This is a genomic window from Enterococcus xiangfangensis (genome assembly GCF_005405365.1).
Taxonomy (GTDB): Bacteria; Bacillota; Bacilli; order Lactobacillales; family Enterococcaceae; genus Enterococcus_A; species Enterococcus_A xiangfangensis.
The window spans coordinates 62862-83870 of record NZ_BJDX01000001.1 but is presented as its reverse complement, the minus strand read 5'-3'; the positions used below and the strand labels follow the sequence as shown (position 1 = coordinate 83870).

21 protein-coding genes are annotated in these 21009 nt (G+C 40.4%); 19 read left to right on the top strand and 2 right to left on the bottom strand.

The window, feature by feature from the left end:
* The first annotated feature begins 191 nt into the window (after nt 1–191).
* Entirely contained in the window at nt 192–1769 is a 1578-nt protein-coding gene (locus FFM68_RS00425; protein WP_137617480.1) for a peptide chain release factor 3, read from the top strand.
* A 161-nt stretch (nt 1770–1930) separates the two neighbouring features.
* Here FFM68_RS00425 and FFM68_RS00420 read toward each other — a convergent pair whose 3' ends face one another.
* A complete protein-coding gene (locus tag FFM68_RS00420; RefSeq protein WP_137617479.1) occupies nt 1931–2227 on the bottom strand; it encodes a DUF1827 family protein in 297 nt (98 codons plus the stop codon).
* A 156-nt stretch (nt 2228–2383) separates the two neighbouring features.
* Nucleotides 2384–4606 (bottom strand): ATP-dependent Clp protease ATP-binding subunit, encoded by a 2223-nt coding sequence (locus tag FFM68_RS00415; protein ID WP_137617478.1) that lies wholly within the window; start codon nt 4604–4606, stop codon nt 2384–2386.
* A 439-nt stretch (nt 4607–5045) separates the two neighbouring features.
* Between FFM68_RS00415 and FFM68_RS00410 the strand changes: the two genes are divergently transcribed.
* The 18 genes from FFM68_RS00410 to FFM68_RS00325 all read left to right on the top strand — a co-directional run bounded on the left by FFM68_RS00410 (nt 5046) and on the right by FFM68_RS00325 (nt 20965).
* Entirely contained in the window at nt 5046–5312 is a 267-nt protein-coding gene (locus FFM68_RS00410) for a phosphocarrier protein HPr (RefSeq protein WP_137609395.1), read from the top strand.
* Nucleotides 5312–7039, top strand: a complete 1728-nt coding sequence (ptsP, locus tag FFM68_RS00405) for a phosphoenolpyruvate--protein phosphotransferase (protein ID WP_137617477.1) — start codon at nt 5312–5314, stop codon at nt 7037–7039. Before FFM68_RS00410 ends, ptsP begins: the two co-directional genes overlap by 1 nt.
* Nucleotides 7040–7197: 158 nt before the next feature.
* Complete coding sequence (locus FFM68_RS00400; protein WP_137617476.1) at nt 7198–8241, top strand: LTA glycolipid anchor biosynthesis glycosyltransferase, IagA/BgsA family; 1044 nt, start codon at nt 7198–7200, stop codon at nt 8239–8241.
* A 15-nt stretch (nt 8242–8256) separates the two neighbouring features.
* Nucleotides 8257–9495 carry a glycosyltransferase family 4 protein gene (locus FFM68_RS00395; RefSeq protein WP_137617475.1) on the top strand — a complete coding sequence of 413 codons (1239 nt, stop codon included), beginning with the start codon at nt 8257–8259 and terminating at the stop codon, nt 9493–9495.
* A gap of 63 nt (nt 9496–9558) precedes the next feature.
* Nucleotides 9559–10419: an NAD(P)-dependent oxidoreductase gene (locus tag FFM68_RS00390; RefSeq protein WP_137617474.1), complete on the top strand. Its 861-nt coding sequence runs from the start codon at nt 9559–9561 to the stop codon at nt 10417–10419.
* A gap of 110 nt (nt 10420–10529) precedes the next feature.
* A complete protein-coding gene (locus tag FFM68_RS00385) occupies nt 10530–10760 on the top strand; it encodes a YkuJ family protein (protein WP_010740403.1) in 231 nt (76 codons plus the stop codon).
* Between the two features lie 162 nt (nt 10761–10922).
* Complete coding sequence (locus FFM68_RS00380) at nt 10923–12086, top strand: SAM-dependent methyltransferase (RefSeq protein WP_137617473.1); 1164 nt, start codon at nt 10923–10925, stop codon at nt 12084–12086.
* A 197-nt stretch (nt 12087–12283) separates the two neighbouring features.
* The gene (fabT, locus tag FFM68_RS00375; protein ID WP_137617472.1) at nt 12284–12724 is read left to right on the top strand and encodes a fatty acid biosynthesis transcriptional regulator FabT; all 441 of its coding nucleotides are present in this window, start codon (nt 12284–12286) and stop codon (nt 12722–12724) included.
* Nucleotides 12721–13683, top strand: coding sequence for a beta-ketoacyl-ACP synthase III (locus tag FFM68_RS00370; protein WP_137617471.1), 963 nt, complete (start codon nt 12721–12723; stop codon nt 13681–13683). The genes fabT and FFM68_RS00370 overlap by 4 nt, the downstream gene beginning before the upstream one ends.
* 51 nt (nt 13684–13734) lie before the next feature.
* The gene (locus FFM68_RS00365; RefSeq protein WP_137609387.1) at nt 13735–13959 is read left to right on the top strand and encodes an acyl carrier protein; all 225 of its coding nucleotides are present in this window, start codon (nt 13735–13737) and stop codon (nt 13957–13959) included.
* Nucleotides 13960–14023: 64 nt separating this feature from the next.
* The gene (fabD, locus tag FFM68_RS00360; RefSeq protein ID WP_137617470.1) at nt 14024–14947 is read left to right on the top strand and encodes an ACP S-malonyltransferase; all 924 of its coding nucleotides are present in this window, start codon (nt 14024–14026) and stop codon (nt 14945–14947) included.
* Nucleotides 14948–15039: 92 nt separating this feature from the next.
* Entirely contained in the window at nt 15040–15771 is a 732-nt protein-coding gene (gene fabG, locus FFM68_RS00355; protein ID WP_137617469.1) for a 3-oxoacyl-[acyl-carrier-protein] reductase, read from the top strand.
* Between the two features lie 17 nt (nt 15772–15788).
* Nucleotides 15789–17015, top strand: coding sequence for a beta-ketoacyl-ACP synthase II (gene fabF, locus FFM68_RS00350; RefSeq protein ID WP_137617468.1), 1227 nt, complete (start codon nt 15789–15791; stop codon nt 17013–17015).
* Nucleotides 17016–17017: 2 nt separating this feature from the next.
* Nucleotides 17018–17467, top strand: a complete 450-nt coding sequence (accB, locus tag FFM68_RS00345; RefSeq protein ID WP_137617467.1) for an acetyl-CoA carboxylase biotin carboxyl carrier protein — start codon at nt 17018–17020, stop codon at nt 17465–17467.
* 41 nt (nt 17468–17508) lie between these two features.
* Nucleotides 17509–17931: a 3-hydroxyacyl-ACP dehydratase FabZ gene (gene fabZ / locus FFM68_RS00340; RefSeq protein WP_137609382.1), complete on the top strand. Its 423-nt coding sequence runs from the start codon at nt 17509–17511 to the stop codon at nt 17929–17931.
* 6 nt (nt 17932–17937) lie between these two features.
* Nucleotides 17938–19302, top strand: coding sequence for an acetyl-CoA carboxylase biotin carboxylase subunit (locus tag FFM68_RS00335; RefSeq protein WP_137617466.1), 1365 nt, complete (start codon nt 17938–17940; stop codon nt 19300–19302).
* Between the two features lie 11 nt (nt 19303–19313).
* Nucleotides 19314–20180: an acetyl-CoA carboxylase, carboxyltransferase subunit beta gene (gene accD, locus FFM68_RS00330; RefSeq protein WP_137617465.1), complete on the top strand. Its 867-nt coding sequence runs from the start codon at nt 19314–19316 to the stop codon at nt 20178–20180.
* Entirely contained in the window at nt 20180–20965 is a 786-nt protein-coding gene (locus FFM68_RS00325; RefSeq protein WP_137617464.1) for an acetyl-CoA carboxylase carboxyl transferase subunit alpha, read from the top strand. The genes accD and FFM68_RS00325 overlap by 1 nt, the downstream gene beginning before the upstream one ends.
* Nucleotides 20966–21009: the final 44 nt, after the last annotated feature.

The following is a 21009-nucleotide window of genomic DNA, read 5'->3' as shown; positions in this document are numbered from 1 at the left end:
TTAAGAAAGTTGGAATGACCGATGGGATTATACAGCTGGTTTAGTCGCCGGTAAATCAAAACAATCAGATAATCTTTTTAGAAAAACTCTTTGATTGTCGGAACGTTTCAACTTTCCAACAAAGCAAAATCCATGCTATACTGATTGGGTTGAAATTTTTAGATATTTAGATAAATGAATGGAGCAATAGAATGAACAATCCTAATTTGAAACAACAAGTGGACAGCCGTCGCACCTTTGCGATTATTTCCCATCCGGATGCTGGTAAAACGACGATCACTGAACAATTATTATTATTTGGCGGAGCGATCCGACAAGCCGGGACGGTTAAGGGCAAGAAAACCGGGAACTTTGCAAAATCAGACTGGATGGATATTGAGAAGCAACGTGGGATCTCAGTAACTAGTTCTGTGATGCAATTTGATTTTGATGGCAAACGAGTAAATATCTTGGATACACCCGGACATGAGGATTTTTCTGAAGATACATACCGTACATTGATGGCAGTCGACAGTGCCGTGATGGTAATTGATAGCGCAAAAGGGATCGAAGCCCAAACGAAAAAACTTTTCCAAGTTGTCAAACGCCGAGGCATCCCGATTTTTACTTTTATCAATAAACTTGACCGTGACGGACGTGAGCCGTTGGAATTGTTGGAAGAGCTAGAAGAATTATTAGACATCGAATCTTATCCGATGAACTGGCCGATTGGCATGGGGAAAGGATTGGAAGGAATCTATGATATTCATAATGAACGGATCGAATTTTATCGTCCGGAACGTTATGAAGGTGAACGGTTTGTAAAATTGACTGATGGGGAGATTGCTGGGGCTCATCCACTGAAAGAAAAATCAATCTATGAAGATGTTTTAGGAGAAGTCGAATTGGTTCGTGAAGCCGGTGATCAATTTGATCTTGAAAAAATCGAACGCGGTGATCAAACACCGGTCTTCTTCGGCTCAGCGTTGACCAATTTTGGGGTCGAAACATTTTTAGAAACATTTGTCGATTTAGCGCCAAAACCACATGCACATAAAACAGAAGAAGACGAACCAATTTCACCTTATGAAGAAGAATTTTCAGGTTTCGTCTTTAAAATCCAGGCAAATATGAATCCAAATCATCGTGATCGAATCGCATTTGTCCGTGTATGTTCCGGAACATTTGAACGAGGAATGGATATTACGTTGGGACGGACTGGCAAAAAAATGAAATTGAGCAATGTTACTCAATTTATGGCGGATACCCGCGAAAATGTGGAGGAAGCTGTTGCCGGCGATATCATCGGTGTTTATGATACGGGGAATTATCAAATCGGGGATACTTTATATGAAGGAAAACTAAAGGTTGCTTATGAAGAATTGCCTTCATTTACGCCAGAATTGTTCATGAAAGTTACTGCAAAAAATGTGATGAAACAAAAGTCATTCCATAAAGGCATTTATCAATTGGTGCAAGAAGGTGCGATTCAATTGTATAAGACTTATTTGACAGATGAATACATCATTGGTGCTGTAGGTCAGTTGCAATTTGAAGTTTTCCAACATCGGATGTTGAACGAATACAATGCTGAGGTCGTGATGACACCAATGGGTAACAAGATAGCTCGTTGGATCAATCCCGAACAATTAGATGAACGGATGAGCTCAAGCCGCAATATTTTAGCTAAAGACCGTTTTGATCAGCCGCTGTTCCTATTTGAAAATCAATTTGCGATGCGTTGGTTTGCGGATAAGTATCCAGAGGTTGAATTGAAGAGTTTGATGTAAAAATTTGATTCATTAAAATTTTTCAGAGCATGAATTTCAGATTTATTAAAAAACTGCCCTCTTTTCTATCGTTAGCTGATAGGAAAGAGGGTAGTTTAATGGTGGCAGATTTTGTTTGGCAAAAGAGAATCCATCAAAAAAATAGTTGAGGCTAGCCTCAACTATTTTTTAGTAATCGACATTTCAAATAGACCCGGAGATTCTAAGTAAGAGATATTCGCAAAATCATAAGCACCTTGATCTAGTTTTCTTTTGAAATATGTATGTACGAAATCGATTTCTGATGGCTGGATGTTTCGTTTGCTATTTTTCAAAACGATCTCTGCATGTTTATAGGCATCAGTATAAATGACGGTCGTGTTACCAATCGTATAGACCTTTATCATATTGGCATCGGTATTTTCTAGTTGCTGGTAAACCATTTTTGAATGACTATTCGTGACATTGATAAGTTTCATTTCGAAACACCTACTTTCTGAGTCTTGATTTGTAAAGTAATTATATAAGAAAGATTAATAAAAAAGAAGAAAGACGCTCAAATAAATGAGTGAAGATAAAGATTTTGCTAAGAAAAAGGGCTGTGACAATTGTGTCGCAGCCCTTTAAACTAGCCATTACTTTTTGTCTTCTTTGGCCAAGCGTTCTGGTCTTGACGTAATGATAATGTGGTCCTCTTTATCAAGTTTTGCTTTCAAATCAGTGATCGTTGGATGTTCTAAGTAAAATTCAGCAATGCCATCTTCAATATTTTCTTGGATTGTCCGACGCAACGGGCGAGCACCCATAGCAGGATCATAGCCAAGATCGACTAATTTTTCTTTGACATTATCTGGTACATCGATGTTAAGTTTTTGTGCTGCCAACATATCGTTTACATCATTTAACATCAAGGAAACGATCTTCATCAAGTTTTCTTTTGATAATGAGCTGAATTCGATGATCCCATCAAAACGGTTCAAGAATTCTGGTGCAAAGAAATCTTTTAATTGTCCTAAGACAGAGCGGGTAACGCCGTCTCTTGCGGCACCAAAACCGACGTTGGCTTCGATTTTACCAGTTCCAGCGTTGCTGGTCATGATAATAATCGTATCTTTAAAGCTGACAGTTCGACCTTGTGAATCGGTCAAACGACCATCATCAAGGATTTGTAAGAACATATGCAGAACATCTGGATGAGCTTTTTCAATTTCATCCAATAAAATCAAGCTGTATGGATGACGTCGAACTTGTTCAGTTAATTGTCCAGCTTCTTCGTAACCTACATAACCTGGAGGTGAACCGATCAATTTAGAGACACTGTGTTTTTCCATGTATTCACTCATGTCAAAACGAATCATCGAATCGCTTGAGCCGAACAACTCTTCAGCTAATTGACGAGCTAATTCAGTCTTACCAACACCAGTTGGTCCAACAAACAGGAATGAACCGATTGGACGATTCTTCTTATTTAAGCCGACGCGATTACGACGGATTGCTTTAGCGACTTTATCAACAGCCTCATCTTGGCCAATAACGTGTTGTTTTAAGTCATCAGCTAGATTTTTCAGTTGTGTTTGTTCTTTTTCTTTCAGTTCGCCAACAGGGATTCCAGTCCGTTTTTCAACGATTTTTTCCATATCTTTTTCAGTGATGACTGGTGTTTCTTCATCTGTTAATTGGCGTTCTTTCATTTTTTGCAATTTATTGATTTGGTCGCGGTAGTAAGCGGCTTTTTCAAAATCTTCTTCTTGAGAAGCTTGGGATTTTTGTTGCTCTGCTTCCGCTAATTTTTTCTCGATCGTTTTAGGATCAACAATTTGAATCGTCAAGTTTTTCTTAGAACCAGACTCATCCAACAAGTCGATTGCTTTATCAGGTAAGAATCGATCTTGGATGTAGCGATTGGATAGTTCTGCAGCAGCCTTGATTGCGACATCTGTATATTTTACATGATGGTAATCTTCATAACGTGGTTGCAGTCCCTTTAAAATTTCGATCGTTTCTTGAACAGAAGGTTCTTCAACACGAACTGGCTGCATCCGACGTTCTAAAGCTGCATCTTTTTCAATGATTCGATATTCATTTAATGTCGTAGCACCGACCATTTGTAATTCGCCTCGTGCTAGAGCAGGCTTCAAAAGGTTGCCGGCATCCATGTTGCCGTCTCCAGCAGCGCCTGCGCCAACGATCTCATGGACTTCATCGATGAAGAGAATAATATTTTCAGCCTGACGAATCTCTTCAATCAGTTTTTGCATCCGTTCTTCAAATTGTCCGCGGATCCCTGTTCCTTGTACTAAAGAAGCAACATCTAAGCGAATGACTTCTTTGTCCATCAGTTTTTGCGGAACGTCGCCGTTTACGATTTTTTGAGCTAATCCTTCAACGACAGCTGTTTTACCAACACCTGGTTCGCCGATCAAAACAGGATTATTTTTTGTTCGCCGATTCAATATTTCGATCACGCGTTGGATCTCTTCGTCTCGTCCCACAACTGGATCGATGTTTCCTTCGCGAGCTTGACCGGTGATATTGATCCCATATTCATCTAATAGACCACCACCGCCGTTATTGCGGGGAGGTTGATTATTCATACCATTTCCACCACCAAATTGAGTAGGCGGCGTTTGATCTGCGGCGCCTTGTCGTTGTTGCATTTGTTGAGACATTGAGCGGAACAAATCATCTAAACTTCCAAAACCAAATGGATCATTTCCTGCCATTTGTGGAGCACCTCCAGCTTGATTCTTTAATTTTTGATAACAACTTTGACAATAGTCCAACTGCTTTCGTTGACCATTGACATTTGCATATAAATGAATAGTTGCTTCATTTTCATGACAATTTTGGCAAAGCATTATTTTCACCCTTTCAATAGTTGATTGTTTCTTCCATTGTACATCGAGTAAGCGAATCTAGTAAAAAGATACGCTGGTCAGTTCTTTGACCATTGCTGACCTTGAAACAATTATAGCGTGATTTTTGATAAAAGCAAACAGTTTGCTCAAAAAATTAGCAATCGACCAACTAGAGTGCTAAAATAATGATGCAACGTCTCTTTAAGCGATAAGATTGTTATGGAATATATATGAAAACAGGAGAAATAGGGGAGTTATCCGATTGAAGCGAGTATTTTAAGAAAGGGGATACATTCTGCGAGAATAAATCAATTAAAATTGGTTGTATCCACCGCCAAAAAATGGTAATCTAAGGAAATGAAGGGCTTAAAATGATGGATAGTATCATGGATGCCCTAACATAAAAAAACATTTGTTTTTACAAAGGAGAACGGTCAATATGGAAAAAAAAGATTTTCACGTAGTAGCAGAAACAGGGATTCATGCACGTCCTGCAACTTTATTAGTGCAAGCTGCAAGCAAATTTAACTCTGACATCAACTTAGAGTATAAAGGAAAATCAGTTAACCTTAAATCAATCATGGGAGTTATGTCTCTAGGTGTTGGCCAAGGTTCTGATGTGACTATTACTGCTGAAGGCGCTGACGAAAAAGAAGCAATCGAAGCAATCGTAGAAACAATGAAGAAGGAAGGATTATCCGAATAATGGTTGAATTACTAAAAGGTATTGCCGCAAGCGATGGCGTTGCCGTTGCAAAAGCTTATCTGCTAGTACAACCGGATTTATCTTTCAAACAAAATAATGTAGAAGACACTGCTGCCGAAGAAAAGCGTTTAGACGACGCTTTGGCAGCTTCTTCTGCTGAATTAGAAAAAATTCGGGATAAAGCAGCAAAGAGCTTAGGTGAAGAAGAAGCACAAGTTTTTGATGCTCATTTAATGGTTCTTTCAGATCCAGAAATGATTGGTCAAATCAAACAACATATTCAAGATAATAAAGTGAATGCTGAAAGTTCACTTAAAGAAGTAACTGATATGTATATCGGCATGTTCGAGGCGATGGATGATAACGCTTATATGCAAGAACGTGCAGCAGATATCCGTGATGTTACAAAACGTGTAATGGCACATTTATTAGGCGCGACATTACCAGATCCATCAATGATCGATGAAGAAGTTGTCGTTGTCGCACATGACTTGACGCCAAGTGATACAGCGCAATTAGATAAAAATTTCGTAAAAGCTTTTGTTACTGATATCGGCGGACGGACATCACACTCAGCAATCATGGCTCGTTCATTAGAGATTCCAGCAATCGTTGGGACAAAAGAAATCACTGCTAAAGCTAAAGACGGTGTATTGCTTGCAGTTAACGGGATCACTGGCGAAACAATCGTGAACCCAACTGACGAACAAGCAGCTGAATACAAAAAAGCCGGCGAAGTTTATGCGACGCAAAAAGCAGAATGGGATAAGCTGAAAGATGCGGAAACTATTACTGCAGACGGCAAGCACTTTGAATTAGCAGCTAATATCGGTACACCAAAAGACCTTGAAGGCGTTCATAACAATGGCGCTGAAGCGATTGGGCTGTATCGTACAGAATTTCTATATATGGATTCTTCTGATTTCCCAACTGAAGATGATCAATTTGAAGCTTACAAAGCCGTTTTAGAAGGCATGGGCGACAAACCGGTCGTTGTTCGTACAATGGATATTGGTGGAGACAAAGAATTACCTTACTTAACATTACCTCACGAAATGAATCCATTCTTGGGTTATCGTGCATTGCGTATCAGTTTATCTGAATTAGGCGACGACATGTTCCGTACACAGTTACGTGCATTGTTGCGCGCTTCTGTTCACGGAAACTTACGCATCATGTTCCCAATGGTCGCAACATTAAAAGAATTCCGTGCAGCGAAGAAATTGTTCGTTGAAGAAAAAGAAAAACTTGTTAAAGAAGGCGTGAAAGTTTCTGACACGATCCAAGTCGGAATCATGATCGAAATCCCTGCAGCGGCTGTTTTAGCTGACAAGTTTGCTAAAGAAGTTGACTTCTTCAGTATTGGAACAAACGATTTGATCCAATACACAATGGCAGCTGATCGGATGAACGAACGCGTTTCATACTTATACCAACCATATAACCCATCAATTTTACGTTTGATCAAAAACGTGATCGATGCAGCGCATGCTGAAGGCAAATGGGCAGGTATGTGTGGCGAAATGGCCGGCGATCAAACCGCTGTTCCGTTATTAATGGGTATGGGATTAGATGAGTTCTCAATGAGTGCGACATCTGTTCTTAGAACACGTAGTTTGATGAAACGTCTATCAACGACTGACATGGCTGAATTAGCTGAAAAAGCCTTGAAAGAATGCGATACGATGGAAGAAGTCGAAGAGCTAGTTAAGCAATACGTAAAATAAATCAAGAAACTTGAACCGTTGCCTGAAATGGGCAACGGTTTTTTTGTGTAATCAGTAAAGTGGCTGAAAGTGACATTTTCAGGTTAAAATCAGACTATAGGTTGAGATAAAGCTCAAATGCTTATGATATAATTAATTTGCTTTTAAGGAGGCATTACATGAAAATTTTACTTTACTTTGAAGGTCAGAACATTATTGGAAAATCTGGCATTGGCCGTGCTTTGAGTCATCAAAAACGAGCCTTAGCTTCTATGGGAATTGATTATACGCTTGATCCGAAAGCGACAGATTATGATCTGCTGCATATTAATACTTATGGACCAAAAAGTTTGCAAATGGTCAGAAAAGCAAAAAAACTTGGGAAAAAAGTCGTTTTTCATGCGCACTCTACTGAGGAAGATTTCCGCAATTCTTTTGTCGGCTCAAATCAGTTAGCTCCTTTAGTAAAAAAATGGCTTGTTGCATTGTATCAACAGGCAGATCATCTGATCACACCGACACCTTATTCAAAAAAACTATTGCGCAGTTACGGCTTAACACAGCCAATTTCAGCGATTTCAAATGGAATTGATTTAAAAAAATATTATCCTGATGAGAAAAAAGAAGCGGCTTTTCGGAAGTATTTTAAACTATCAGAAACACAAAAAGTCGTGATTTGTGTCGGATTATTTTTTGAACGCAAGGGAATCTTAGATTTTGTTGAAATCGCTAAAAAAATGCCCGAATATACGTTTATTTGGTTTGGAGATGTACCGATGCTTTCGATCCCAGCAGCCGTTCGGCAAGTGGTGAAAAAAGATCATCCAGAAAATGTTATCTTCCCTGGTTATATCAATGGTGATTTGATTGAAGGGGCGTATTCTGGTGCAGACTTATTTTTCTTTCCTTCATATGAAGAAACGGAAGGAATCGTTGTTTTGGAAGCTTTAGCCAGTCAGCAGCAAGTTTTACTAAGAAATATTCCAGTCTATGATGGTTGGATGGAAGATCGTACGAATTGTTACATGGGAAATGACAATCAGGGATTTGAACGTTTGATCCATCAGTTAGTCGAACATCAGTTGCCAAATCTTTCGATGGCTGGTTTTAAAACAGCCCAGGAAAAAAGTATCACACAAATTGGTGCAGAATTAAAAGCTGTTTATCAAGAAGTTTTGGAGCAGCCTTATGATCATCAGATCTATGCAAAAGTCACGAAATAGTTTGGAGGAATAGACGTGCGGATCGGCTTTTTTACAGATACCTATTTCCCTCAAGTCAGCGGGGTAGCAACGTCAATTAGAACATTAAAAAAGGAACTCGAAAAACAAGGTCATGAAGTATACATTTTTACAACAACAGATCCAGATGCCGATGAATTTGAAAAAGACATCGTGCGAATGCCGAGTGTTCCTTTTGTCTCTTTCACGGATCGGCGAATCGTCGTACGGGGAATCTGGTTCGCTTATCGGATCGCAAAAGAATTAGAATTAGAACTTATTCATACTCATACGGAATTTGGTGCCGGATTTTTAGGTAAAATGGTTGCCAATCGTTTACGGATCCCAGTCGTCCATACGTATCATACGATGTATGAGGACTATCTTCATTATATCGCCAATGGCAAAGTCGTTAGACCGACGCATGTCAAACATTTTATCAAGATGTTCATTAATCATTCAACAGGTGTCGTTTGTCCAAGCAAGCGAGTCGTAGACACATTGCAACGCTATGAGGTAGATATTCCAATGCGAATCATTCCGACCGGGATTGAAGTCGCACAGTTTATTCGCTCGGATATCACAAGAGAAGATACAGAACGCCTTAGAGAAAAACTAGGGATCAAGCCGGGTGAACTGATGATCTTATCACTAAGCCGTCTTTCTTATGAAAAAAATATTCATGTCATCGTACAGCAATTTCCAGAAATTTTGATGAGTTACCCCACGGCTCGACTTGTGATCGTTGGTAAAGGACCCTATCGTGAAGAGTTGGAAGAACTCACACGAGAACTTGGGATCGAAGACTATGTACAATTTACTGGCGAGGTGGATCATCAAGATGTTGCGTATTATTACCATGCGGCAGATTATTTTGTCAGTGCTTCGACATCAGAAACACAAGGATTGACCTATGCCGAAGCAATCGCTTCAGGGACACAATGTATCGTTGAAGGAAATGATTATTTAAATCAACTGCTAGACGATGAATCTTTAGGGATCACTTTTGAAAAAGATTCTGACTTCAGCGATAGTTTTATCCGTTATGCGCAACAACAAATCCCGTTAGATCCACATGTTCGACAAAATAAACTGATCGAAATCTCTGCTGAACGATTTGGCAGTGAGATCTTTAAATTTTATCAAGAAATGATTGTTTACTATGATGAAAACCATAGTGAAGAAAAAATACCTGCTCGAACAGTTCGAAAAATGCGTGTTCGGATCAATTCGCTGAGAAATGGCGAAGATAAATAAAGCTGAAATCCATCTCTTCATGTATACTGGAGATGGATTATTTTTATTTGGAGGGAAATCAATATGAAAATAGGATTTATCGGTACAGGCGTGATGGGAAAATCGATCGTCAAACATTTTTTAGCCGTAGGTCATGACGTTGCAGTATACAACCGAACAAAGAGCAAAACAGATGAGCTAGTAGCGAACGGTGCGATTTGGCAGGAAACACCAGCGGCAGTTGCGGCAACTAGCGAGATCATTTTTTCAATGGTTGGCTACCCTAGCGATGTTGAAGAAATCTATTATGGAGCAAACGGAATCTTTTCCGCAACGGTTACCGGGAAATTATTGGTCGACTTGACGACATCAACACCTACTCTGGCAGAAAGAATTTATCAAACGGCAAAAGAAACAGGAGCAGCTGCATTGGATGCACCCGTTTCTGGCGGTGATCTAGGCGCACAAAATGGGACTTTGACGATTATGGTCGGCGGAGATCAGTCAACATATGACCAAGTGATCCCATTATTTGAGATCATGGGAAAAAGTTATTCATTGCAAGGTTCTGCAGGTGCAGGCCAACATACGAAGATGGCCAATCAAATCATGATCGCCGGAACGATGACCGGAATGACTGAAATGTTAGTTTATGCTAAAGCAGCTAATTTGGATGTCCCTAAGGTTTTAGACACATTGTCTGGTGGCGCAGCCCAAAATTGGTCGATGGCAAATTATGCGCCACGGATCCTAAAAGAAGATTATTCACCTGGTTTTTTTGTTAAACACTTTATCAAAGATCTGAAAATCGCACTAGATGAAGCGGAAAAACTGCAACTTAATCTGCCTGCAACAAAGCTGGCTGAGGAACTCTATGAACGTTTAGCCGATCAAGGTTTTGAAAATGATGGGACACAAGTATTGATTAAATTGTGGTGGTCGTAAGCTTAAGTTAGATTTAGTAAAAAAATCATAAATTAATTGCTGAAAATCAATGCAAGATACGATCGGATTTGATACAATAAGACAGAATTGAGAAGAAGGGGGGCACCTAGATGAAACATTCACAATTAGTTGCCATTATTAAACGCTTGGAAGCAATGACTGAATCAACTGATAATGAAGTACAATTGCGTCGTTTTGAAAAAGAAGGCGTAGAAAAATGTACTGTAACTTATGATAATACGACAGAAACATTTGAGCTGACAGAAAGCGACAGCAAACAATCTTATCAATTTGATAACATTGACATCGTTGCGATGGAAATTTATGATTTGATTCAATAAAACGGGGCGACCCGTTTTTTTTGTACTCTTTTTAAACTAAAAGGGTTTCATATAATTTTTGATTATATTTCCATGAGAACAATCTCCTTTTTCTGAAAAACCAATGCAAATCTTTTGAATTTATTGGCCTTTAGTCAGATGATATTATAAGGAGGCAATGCTATGTTAGATAAAGAAGTATACAATCAATTGTTCAAACCATCATTTTCTCAAAAGACACAAGTGACTTTTTGGGATGGTTCTATTAAAGAATATGGTGACACTGAAGGTGACGTCATCTTCAAAATCATTTTCAATGAAAAGATTCCTGTAAAGGAATTGGTCAGCAATGCTTCGTTAGCACTTGGGGAAGCATATATGGAAAAGAAAATCGAGATCGAAGGAAATTTGCAAGCGTTGATTTACGATGTTTACAACCAAGCGAACGGTTTTTTCCATAATACGAATTTCAAAAAATGGATGCCAAAAGAAAAACATACTAAAAAACAATCGGCTCATGACATTCATAGTCACTATGATCTAGGCAATGATTTTTATGAAATGTGGTTGGATCGTACACTGACTTATTCTTGTGCGTATTTCGAAACACCAGAGGATACGTTGGAACAAGCACAAATCAATAAAGTTCATCATATTTTGGATAAATTATTTATTCAGCCAAATGAGACATTATTAGATATCGGTTGTGGCTGGGGAACACTGATCCTGACTGCGGCAAAAGAATACAATGTAAAAGCTAAAGGGATCACCTTGAGTGAAGAACAATACCAACACATTCAAGCAATCATCGAAAAAGAACATTTGGAAGAAACTGTTTCGGTTGAATTGATGGATTATCGCGATTTAAAAGGAACGTTCGATCACATCACAAGTGTCGGAATGTTTGAACATGTGGGCGGAGAGAATCTGAAAGAATACTTTAACGTTATTAAAGATCATCTAGCACCATCTGGGACAGCATTGATCCATGGTATCAGCCGACAACAAGGTGGCGCAAAAAATGCTTGGATCAATCAATACATTTTCCCCGGCGGCTATATTCCTGGTGTGACTGAACTAGTCGAACGCATTACCGAAAATGATTTGCAATTGCTTGATTTAGAAAGTCTGCGCCGTGATTATCAATATACTTTAGAACACTGGACAAAGAATTTTCATCAAGTAGCAGATAAAGTTATCGAACAAAAAGACGAAGCTTTTTATCGGATGTGGGATCTTTATTTGCAAGCTTGCGCGGCATCATTCCAAGCCAGTAATATCGATGTGATCCAATACCTATTGGTTCATCCAAATAACAATACGATTCCGATGCATCGGAATGTCTAGGAAGCGGCTTGCCGCTTCTTTTTTTATCGAAAAATTCATTTGATTACCAAAGTAATTTTATAGTAGAATAAGTCAAATGGATTCAATGATACGCATTAATTTTTAGTTAATTGAAAAAATATTGTTGCATTCACAAAAAAAATAAGATATAGTTTGAACATCAAATGATTTGATAATCAAACTAATTAGGTGATGACATGGAAAAAAACTGGGAAGAATTAAATACCTATTTGGTTTCAATTTTCAACGATGTTTTATCGATTGAAGAAAACGAACTAAAGAAATCACAATTCAGCGATTTAACGATTACAGAAATGCATACCATTGATGCAATCGGGATGTACAAAAAGAAGACGACGACTGAAGTAGCTAGAGAATTGCTAGTGACGGTCGGAACACTTACGACCTCGATTAATCGACTAGTGAAAAAAGGTTATGTCGAACGGATCCGCAGTGAGGATGATCGGCGCGTAGTCAAATTAGGTTTGACCAAAAAAGGCCGTTTGGTCTTTCGAATCCATCAACATTTTCATCATGAAATGGTCAAAAGTGCCATTAAAGATTTGAATGCGGAGGAACAAGAGGTCTTTCTTAAGGCACTGGTAAATCTCTATACTTACTTAGAGGGAATCAAATGAGTAAGAGTTTTGGAAAAATAATCGCAACAGCTCGTTACTTGCCGGAAAAGATCGTGACAAATGATGATTTGGCTGAGTGGATGGATACTTCGGATGAATGGATCCAGTCACGCACAGGCATTAAACAACGCCATATCGCAGAAGTCGAAAACACTTCAGATATGTGCGGACAAGTTGCGAAAAAATTGGTGGAAAAAACGGCGATTGATCCTATGAGTTTAGATTTTATTATCGTAGCTACGATGTCGCCTGACTATACTTCACCCTCAGTCGCTTGTCAGGTCCAAGGACAAATCGGGGCAGCACAAGCGATGGCATTTGACATAGCGGCTGCTTGTGCAGGATTTGTGTATGCATTAGCAACGGCCGAAAACTTTATCCGCAGCGGTATGCAGCGGGGCATCATAATCGGTGGTGAGAAGACTTCAAAATTAGTCGATTGGCAAGACCGTTCGTCGGCTGTTCTTTTTGGGGATGGCGCAGCAGGCGTTTTGTTAGAAGCTGCTGAAGAGCCTTCTATTGTAAAGCAAATGTTGCGAGCAGATGGGAAACAAGCCAAAGCATTGACAGCGGGTTTTCACGCTAATAAAAATATTTTCCATGAAGAACCAAAGACCGATACGGCTTTAGCAATGGACGGCCGCGGTATTTGGAATTTCGCCTTGAATGAAGTAACGAAAAGTTTGAAAGAATTTGTTGATGATGAGGCAGTCGATTATTACTTGCTGCATCAAGCAAATAAGCGAATCATTGAAAAAATCGCTCGTAAAATGGGCGAGCCGATTGAAAAATTCCCGATGAATCTGATGAAGTATGGGAATACTTCAGCGGCTAGTATCCCGATTTTATTGGATGAACTCGTTGAAACGAATCGTTTATCTTTAAATGGGGGACAAAAAATAGTATTGACAGGCTATGGTGGCGGTTTAGCTTGGGGCAACCTGCTGATCCAGCTGTAAGTTTGTTAAAAATATAAAATTAAAACTTAAAATTATCGGAGGAACCAACTTATGACATTCGAAAAAATCCAAGACATTATCGTAGAAGAATTAGGAGTAGAAAAAGAAGAAGTGAAATTGGAAACCAACATCCAAGAAGATCTTGAAGCAGACAGCTTAGATCTATTCCAAATCATTAACGAGATCGAAGACGAATTTGATGTGAAAATCGAAACAGAAGACGGCATCACAACTGTAAAAGATTTAGTTGAATACGTTGAGAAACAAAACGCTTAATTAATAAAATTTCGGGAAAAGGCTAGGCGTAAGGCCTGGCCTTTCCTGCTATTAGGAGACGATTATGAAAACAGCATTCTTGTTTAGCGGACAGGGCGCTCAGTACAGCGGAATGGGCAACGAGTTGTACCAGCAAGAAAAAATCGTGAAAGAAACATTTGAAGAAGCTAGCGACTTGCTTGGTTTTTCGATGGAAGACTTGTGTTTCACAGAAAATGACCAACTTAATGAAACTAAATATACCCAACCGGCAATTTTAACAGTCAGTACTGCTTTTTTACGTGTCTTAACGGCTAACGGTCATCAAGCAGACATTACGGCGGGATTGAGTTTGGGCGAATACACCGCGTTGGTCGCTTCTGGCGCACTAACGTTTGGTGATGCAGTCCAGCTGGTTCATAAACGTGGTCAATTCATGAGTGAAGCCGCACCGACTGGCAGCGGTAAAATGGTCGCGGTGATGAACACATCTGCAGAAGTGATCGAAGATTGTTGCAACCAAGCTTCAGTATTGGGGATCGTTTCACCGGCTAATTATAATACGCCGCAGCAGATCGTGATCGGTGGTGAAGCGCCAGCTGTTGAAAAAGCAGTCGAATTATTACAAGCTGCTGGAACAAAACGACTGATCCCTTTAAATGTCAGTGGTCCGTTCCACACGGCTTTATTAGAGCCGGCAAGCAGACGATTACATGAAGTCCTGCAGACGATTGCATTTGATCAAATGCAGATTCCGGTGATCTCTAATACGACGGCCAAAATTATGCCGCAAGCTGAGATCATCGATTTACTGACTAAACAAGTCATGTCACCAGTCCGCTTTAGCGACAGTATCGAAACATTGAAAGAGCTGGGAGTCTCGCGAATCGTCGAGATTGGTCCAGGAAAAACACTCAGCGGCTTCATTAAAAAAATCGATCGCTCGTTAGCAACTAGTCGAGTAGAAGATAGCAAAACTCTAGCAGAGACGATCAGCTTTTTAAGCTAGTCTTTCTGCTTCTTGTTTAAAAAATTATACGGATAAAGACAGATATATTTTTCTTGGAAAATAAATTTCTCACTATGAAACAGGGGGCCCGAATGGAATTAACAAATAAAACGGTATTCATTACCGGCAGTAGTCGCGGAATTGGCTGGGGGATAGCACAGGCGTTCGCGCGCGCGGGAGCAAATATCGTATTGAATGGTCGGAAAGCAATTTCTGCTGAAAAAATTGCAGAGATCGAAGCGTTTGGTGTAAAGTGTGTCAGTATTTGCGGCGATATTAGTTCGTTTGCTGAAGCGGGAAACATGATCAAGGAATGTGAAGAGTCTATCGGATCAATCGATATCTTGATCAACAATGCAGGGATCACTAAAGACCAATTACTGTTGCGGATGAAACCAGAAGATTTTGATGCTGTCATGGATATCAATTTGAAGGGGACCTTCAATATGACGCAGCAAGTTCTAAAAAAAATGATGAAAAAACGTGCAGGCATAATCATTAATCTTTCCAGTGTCGTGGGTTTGATTGGAAATGCTGGACAAAGTAATTATGCCGCAAGCAAGGCAGGTGTGATCGGCTTTACAAAAGCAGTTGCACGAGAAGTCGCTCCGCGAGGGATCACATGCAATGCGATCGCTCCAGGATTTATCAAAACGGATATGACAGATGGATTAACTGATAAAGTCAAAGAACAAATGGAAGGGCAAATTCCGTTAAAATGTTTTGGTACTGTGGCAGATGTGGCGAACGCCGCGCTATTTTTAGCACAAAACAGTTACATCACAGGACAAGTATTGAATGTTGATGGCGGAATGGTCATGTAAAGAAAGGACGGAAAAATATGAATCGTGTCGTAATTACAGGCTTTGGTGTTGCCTCGCCGATCGGAAATGATGAAGAAACATTTTTAAAAAATCTAAAAGAAGGAAATCATGGGTTTGGCCCAATCACTCGTTTTGATGCCAGCCAAACAGGTATCACGCTGGCGGCAGAAGTCAAAGATTTCCCTTTAGAAAAATATTTTGTTAAAAAAGATACGAAACGGATGGAAACATATTCACTTTATGCGATCTATTCAGCACTTGAAGCGTTAGAAATGAGCGGGATTGATACTGCGACAGAAGATATGGAACGCTTTGGCGTGATGATTGGTTCTGGCGTTGGCGGTCTAGGTACGATCCAAGATCAAGTCTTGAAAATGGATGCCAAAGGACCCGCTCGTGTTTCGCCAATGTTCGTTCCTCTTGCTATTGTAAATATGGCAGCTGGTAATGTTGCATTGCGAATCGGAGCAAAAGGTATTTGTACAAGCACAGTGACAGCTTGTGCTAGCGGAACACACTCGATTGGTGAAGCTTTCCGCAATATCAAACACGGCTATTCTGATGTGATCATCGCTGGCGGAGCGGAGTCTTGTATCAACAAGATCGGTATCTCTGGTTTTGCTTCACTGACTGCACTGAGCACTTCAACAGATCCTAAACGGGCATCGATCCCATTTGATACTGAGCGAAATGGTTTTGTCATGGGAGAAGGCGCTGGTATTTTGGTTCTAGAATCACTAGATCACGCACAAAAACGCGGCGCAAAAATTCTTGGTGAAATCGTAGGTTATGGTGCTACCTGTGATGCGTATCATATGACTGCACCTTCACCAGATGGAGAGGGCGCGGCAAGAGCAATCAAAGAAGCTGTTAAAGAAGCGGGCATCGATCCTGCTGATGTGGATTACGTGAATGCACATGGAACAAGTACTCAAGCAAACGATAAAGCAGAAAGCAAAGCAATCGAGTCAGCACTAACAGAACATGCTTATGTCAGCAGTACAAAATCATTGACGGGGCATTTATTGGGTGGAGCCGGCGGTGTCGAAGCAATCGCATCGTTATTAGCGATTCAGCATCAATTCATCCCACCAACTGTCAATATCCAAGAAATAGATCCAGAAATCAAAGCAAATATTGTTGTGAACGAAGCGAAAGAAACACCTGTCAATTACGCTGTAAGTAATTCTCTAGGGTTTGGCGGTCACAACGCAGTGATCTGCTTGAAGCGCTGGGAGGATTAAACATGGAAATCAAAGAAGTCAAAGAACTGTTGCATCAGTTTGACGATTCAAGTCTAACTGAATTCGATTTAAAAGAAGGCAGTTTTGAATTATATATGAATAAAAATCAGACGAGTCGCCAAAATACAGCGCCTGCTTCAGCAGCACAAGAACCGGTGTCAGTTCCAACTGTACCGAGTCCGGCAGTTTCAGAAGAAACAGCTCCTGTTGTTGAGGAAGGAAAAGTGATTACTTCTCCAATTGTAGGAATTGTTTATTTGCAGCCCTCACCAGAACAAGCGGCTTATAAATCAATTGGTGATACGGTCAAACAAGGTGAAACGGTTTGTATCATCGAAGCGATGAAATTATTAAATGAGATCACGAGCGAATTTGATGGAACAATCACTGAGATTTTAGTCGAAAATGAAGACGTCGTTGAATACGGCCAACCGTTATTTCGGATTGGCTGATACAGTTATAAAAAAACAGTAGCAGGTATTAGGAGGAAAAAATGTTAACGATCGAAGAAATCAAAGAAATTATCCCGCATCGCTATCCAATGTTATTGATTGATCGCGTGGAGGAATTAGAAGCCGGAAAGAGTATCACAGCAAAGAAAAACGTTTCTGTCAATGAACCATTTTTCCAAGGGCATTTTCCTCATGAACCAGTTATGCCTGGCGTGTTGATTGTTGAAGCAATGGCACAAGCTGGAGCTGTCGCTTTATTATCAATGGATGAGTTCAAAGGGAAAACGGCATATTTTGGCGGAATCGACAAAGCGAAGTTTCGTAAGAAAGTCGTTCCAGGAGATACACTGCTCTTAGAAGTAGAATTAACAAAAGTTCGTTCAGCAGCTGGTTGCGGCAAAGGGATCGCTTATGTCGATGGCAAAAAAGTAGCCGAAGCAGAATTAACTTTTATGATTGGATAGATGTCTATGTTTTCAAAAATATTAATTGCCAATCGCGGCGAGATCGCTGTACGAATCATTCGTGCTTGTCGTGAATTAGGAATTCAGACAGTTGCAGTTTATTCTGAGGCAGACAAAGAAGCACTTCACACAGAGATGGCAGATGAAGCGATTTGTATCGGTCCGGCGCGCTCAATCGATTCCTATTTGAATATGCAGGGAATTTTGAGTGCAGCGATCGTCACAAATGCGGAGGCGATCCATCCAGGTTTTGGTTTTTTATCAGAAAATAGTTTGTTTGCAACGATGTGTGCTGAGTGTAACATTAAATTTATCGGACCCACTGAAAAAACGATTGATGCGATGGGCAACAAGATCCATGCGCGTCAATTGATGAAAGCCGCAGGAGTCCCAGTTATTCCCGGCAGCGATGGTGCGATCAATACATTAGCAGAAGCAGAAAAGCTAGCGGATAAAATCGGTTATCCAGTGATGTTGAAAGCCGCGGCTGGCGGCGGCGGTAAAGGAATTCGCAAAGTCCCAAGTAAAAATGAGCTTGAGCAGCATTTCTTATCGGCCAAATCAGAAGCTAAAGCGGCTTTTGGTGACGATGCGATGTATCTGGAAAAAATTATTTATCCAGCCCGTCATATCGAGGTCCAAATATTGGGCGATCAACAAGGAAATGTTATTCATTTGGGTGAACGTGATTGTTCATTGCAACGAAACAATCAAAAGGTTTTAGAAGAAGCGCCGTCTGTGGTGATTGGGGAAGAAACCCGAGCGATGTTGGGCGATATCGCTGTTAAAGCTGGGAAAGCGGTCAACTATGAAAGTGCTGGAACGATCGAATTTTTGCGAGATGAAGCGGGCGATTTTTATTTCATGGAAATGAATACCCGAATTCAAGTAGAGCATCCGATCACTGAGATGATCACTGGAATCGATATCGTAAAAAAACAAATTAAGATCGCTGCTGGAGAACCGTTAGGCTTAAAGCAATCAGAGATTAAATTTAAGGGACACTCCATCGAATGCCGGATTAATGCTGAAAACCCGGCGTTCAACTTTGCACCCTCACCAGGTAAAATCAAAACATTGTTGTTGCCAAGCGGCGGTTTAGGTCTGCGAGTAGACAGTGCAATGTATAGCGGCGTATCGATCCCGCCTTATTATGATTCAATGATAGCTAAGATCATCGTTCATGGTGAAGATCGCTTTGATGCATTGATGAAGATGCAGCGTGCGCTAGGAGAATTTGTCTCAGACGGTGTCGTTACGAACGTGGAGTTTCAAATGGATCTAATCGGGCATCCGAATGTTTTGTTCGGCGATTATGATACCAGCTTTTTACAAAAAACATTTTTACCTGAGTGGCAACAAAGCGAGTAGGAGGAATTTAGGTGGGCCTTTTTAACAAGAAAAAAAACTACATTCGGATCAATCCTAACCGCGATAGTGGACCAACGACAAAACCGCAAGTCCCTGACGATATGTGGGCAAAATGTCCCAGTTGCAAACGGACCCTATATAAAAAAGAAATCCGAGCTGAAAAAGTTTGTCCGCACTGCGGCTACAGTTTCCGAATCAGCGCTTGGGAACGTTTAGCTTTGACGATTGATGAAAAGAGTTTTATCGATTGGGATAATCAATTAAAGCAGAAGAATCCTATCGATTTTCCAGATTATCTAGCGAAGATCGCTAGTGTCAAAGAAAAAACCGGATTGGATGAGGCGGTGTTGACTGGCAAAGCCACGATCAATGATCAGCCGATAGGAATTGGCGTGATGGATGCTAACTTTATTATGGGAAGCATGGGGACCGTCGTTGGCGAAAAAATTACCCGACTATTTGAAAAAGCGACGAGTGAAAAATTGCCAGTGATCTTGTTCACTGCTTCTGGTGGTGCACGGATGCAAGAAGGGATTTTTTCATTGATGCAAATGGCAAAAATTTCTACAGCGGTGAAACGTCACAGCAATGCAGGTTTACTTTATATTACTGTCTTGACCGATCCAACAACTGGTGGTGTAACAGCCAGTTTTGCGATGGAAGGAGACATTATTTTAGCTGAACCACAGACATTAGTAGGTTTTGCCGGGCGCCGTGTGATCGAACAGACGATTCGACAACAGCTGCCAGATGATTTTCAAAAAGCTGAATTTTTACTGCAACACGGTTTTATCGATCAAATCGTTCACAGAACTACGATACGGGAACGATTGACCCAATTGCTCGCATTTCATCAACAGAAAGGCTGGTGTGATTAATGAGTCTAACTGCTGGAGAAATTGTAAAATTAGCCAGACATCAAGAACGTTTAACTAGTTTGGATTATTTTGAAAAAGTCTTTACCGACTTTCAAGAATTTCATGGCGATCGTTTATACGGAGATGATCCGGCGATTGTTGGCGGAGTAGCTACTCTCGCAGGTAAACCAGTTACCGTCATTGGAATCCAAAAAGGGGCCGATCTGAAAGAAAACATGCAACGTAATTTTGGTCAGCCAAATCCAGAAGGCTATCGTAAAGCACTGCGCTTAATGAAACAAGCAGAAAAGTTTCGACGGCCAGTGATCTGTCTAGTAAATACGCCTGGAGCGTTCTGCGGAGTTGAAGCAGAAGAACGGGGAGAAGGCGAAGCAATCGCACGCAATTTGTTAGAAATGTCTGATTTGAAAGTTCCAATCATTTCAATCATTACTGGAGAAGGCGGCAGCGGGGGAGCGTTGGCCTTAGCGCTTGCGGATGAAGTTTGGATGATGGAATACAGTATTTATGCGATTCTTTCACCTGAAGGATTTGCTTCGATTCTTTGGAAGGATGGCAAGCGAGCGGACGAAGCGGCTGAGCTGATGAAAATCACTGCAGCGGAGCTGTTGGAACTTGCTGTTATTGATCGCGTGATCCCTGAAACATTGAACGGGGAAAAAATTAGTGAAGATAAAATCATTCAGCTGCTGAAAAAAGCATTGATCGAGAAAATCACAGAACTGACAAAGTATTCTAGTGAGGAATTGATTGAAAAAAGGTATCAACGGTTTCGAAAGTTTTAAGTTTCAGTGACGGCGTTTGCCGTCTTTTTTTTATACACTTCACC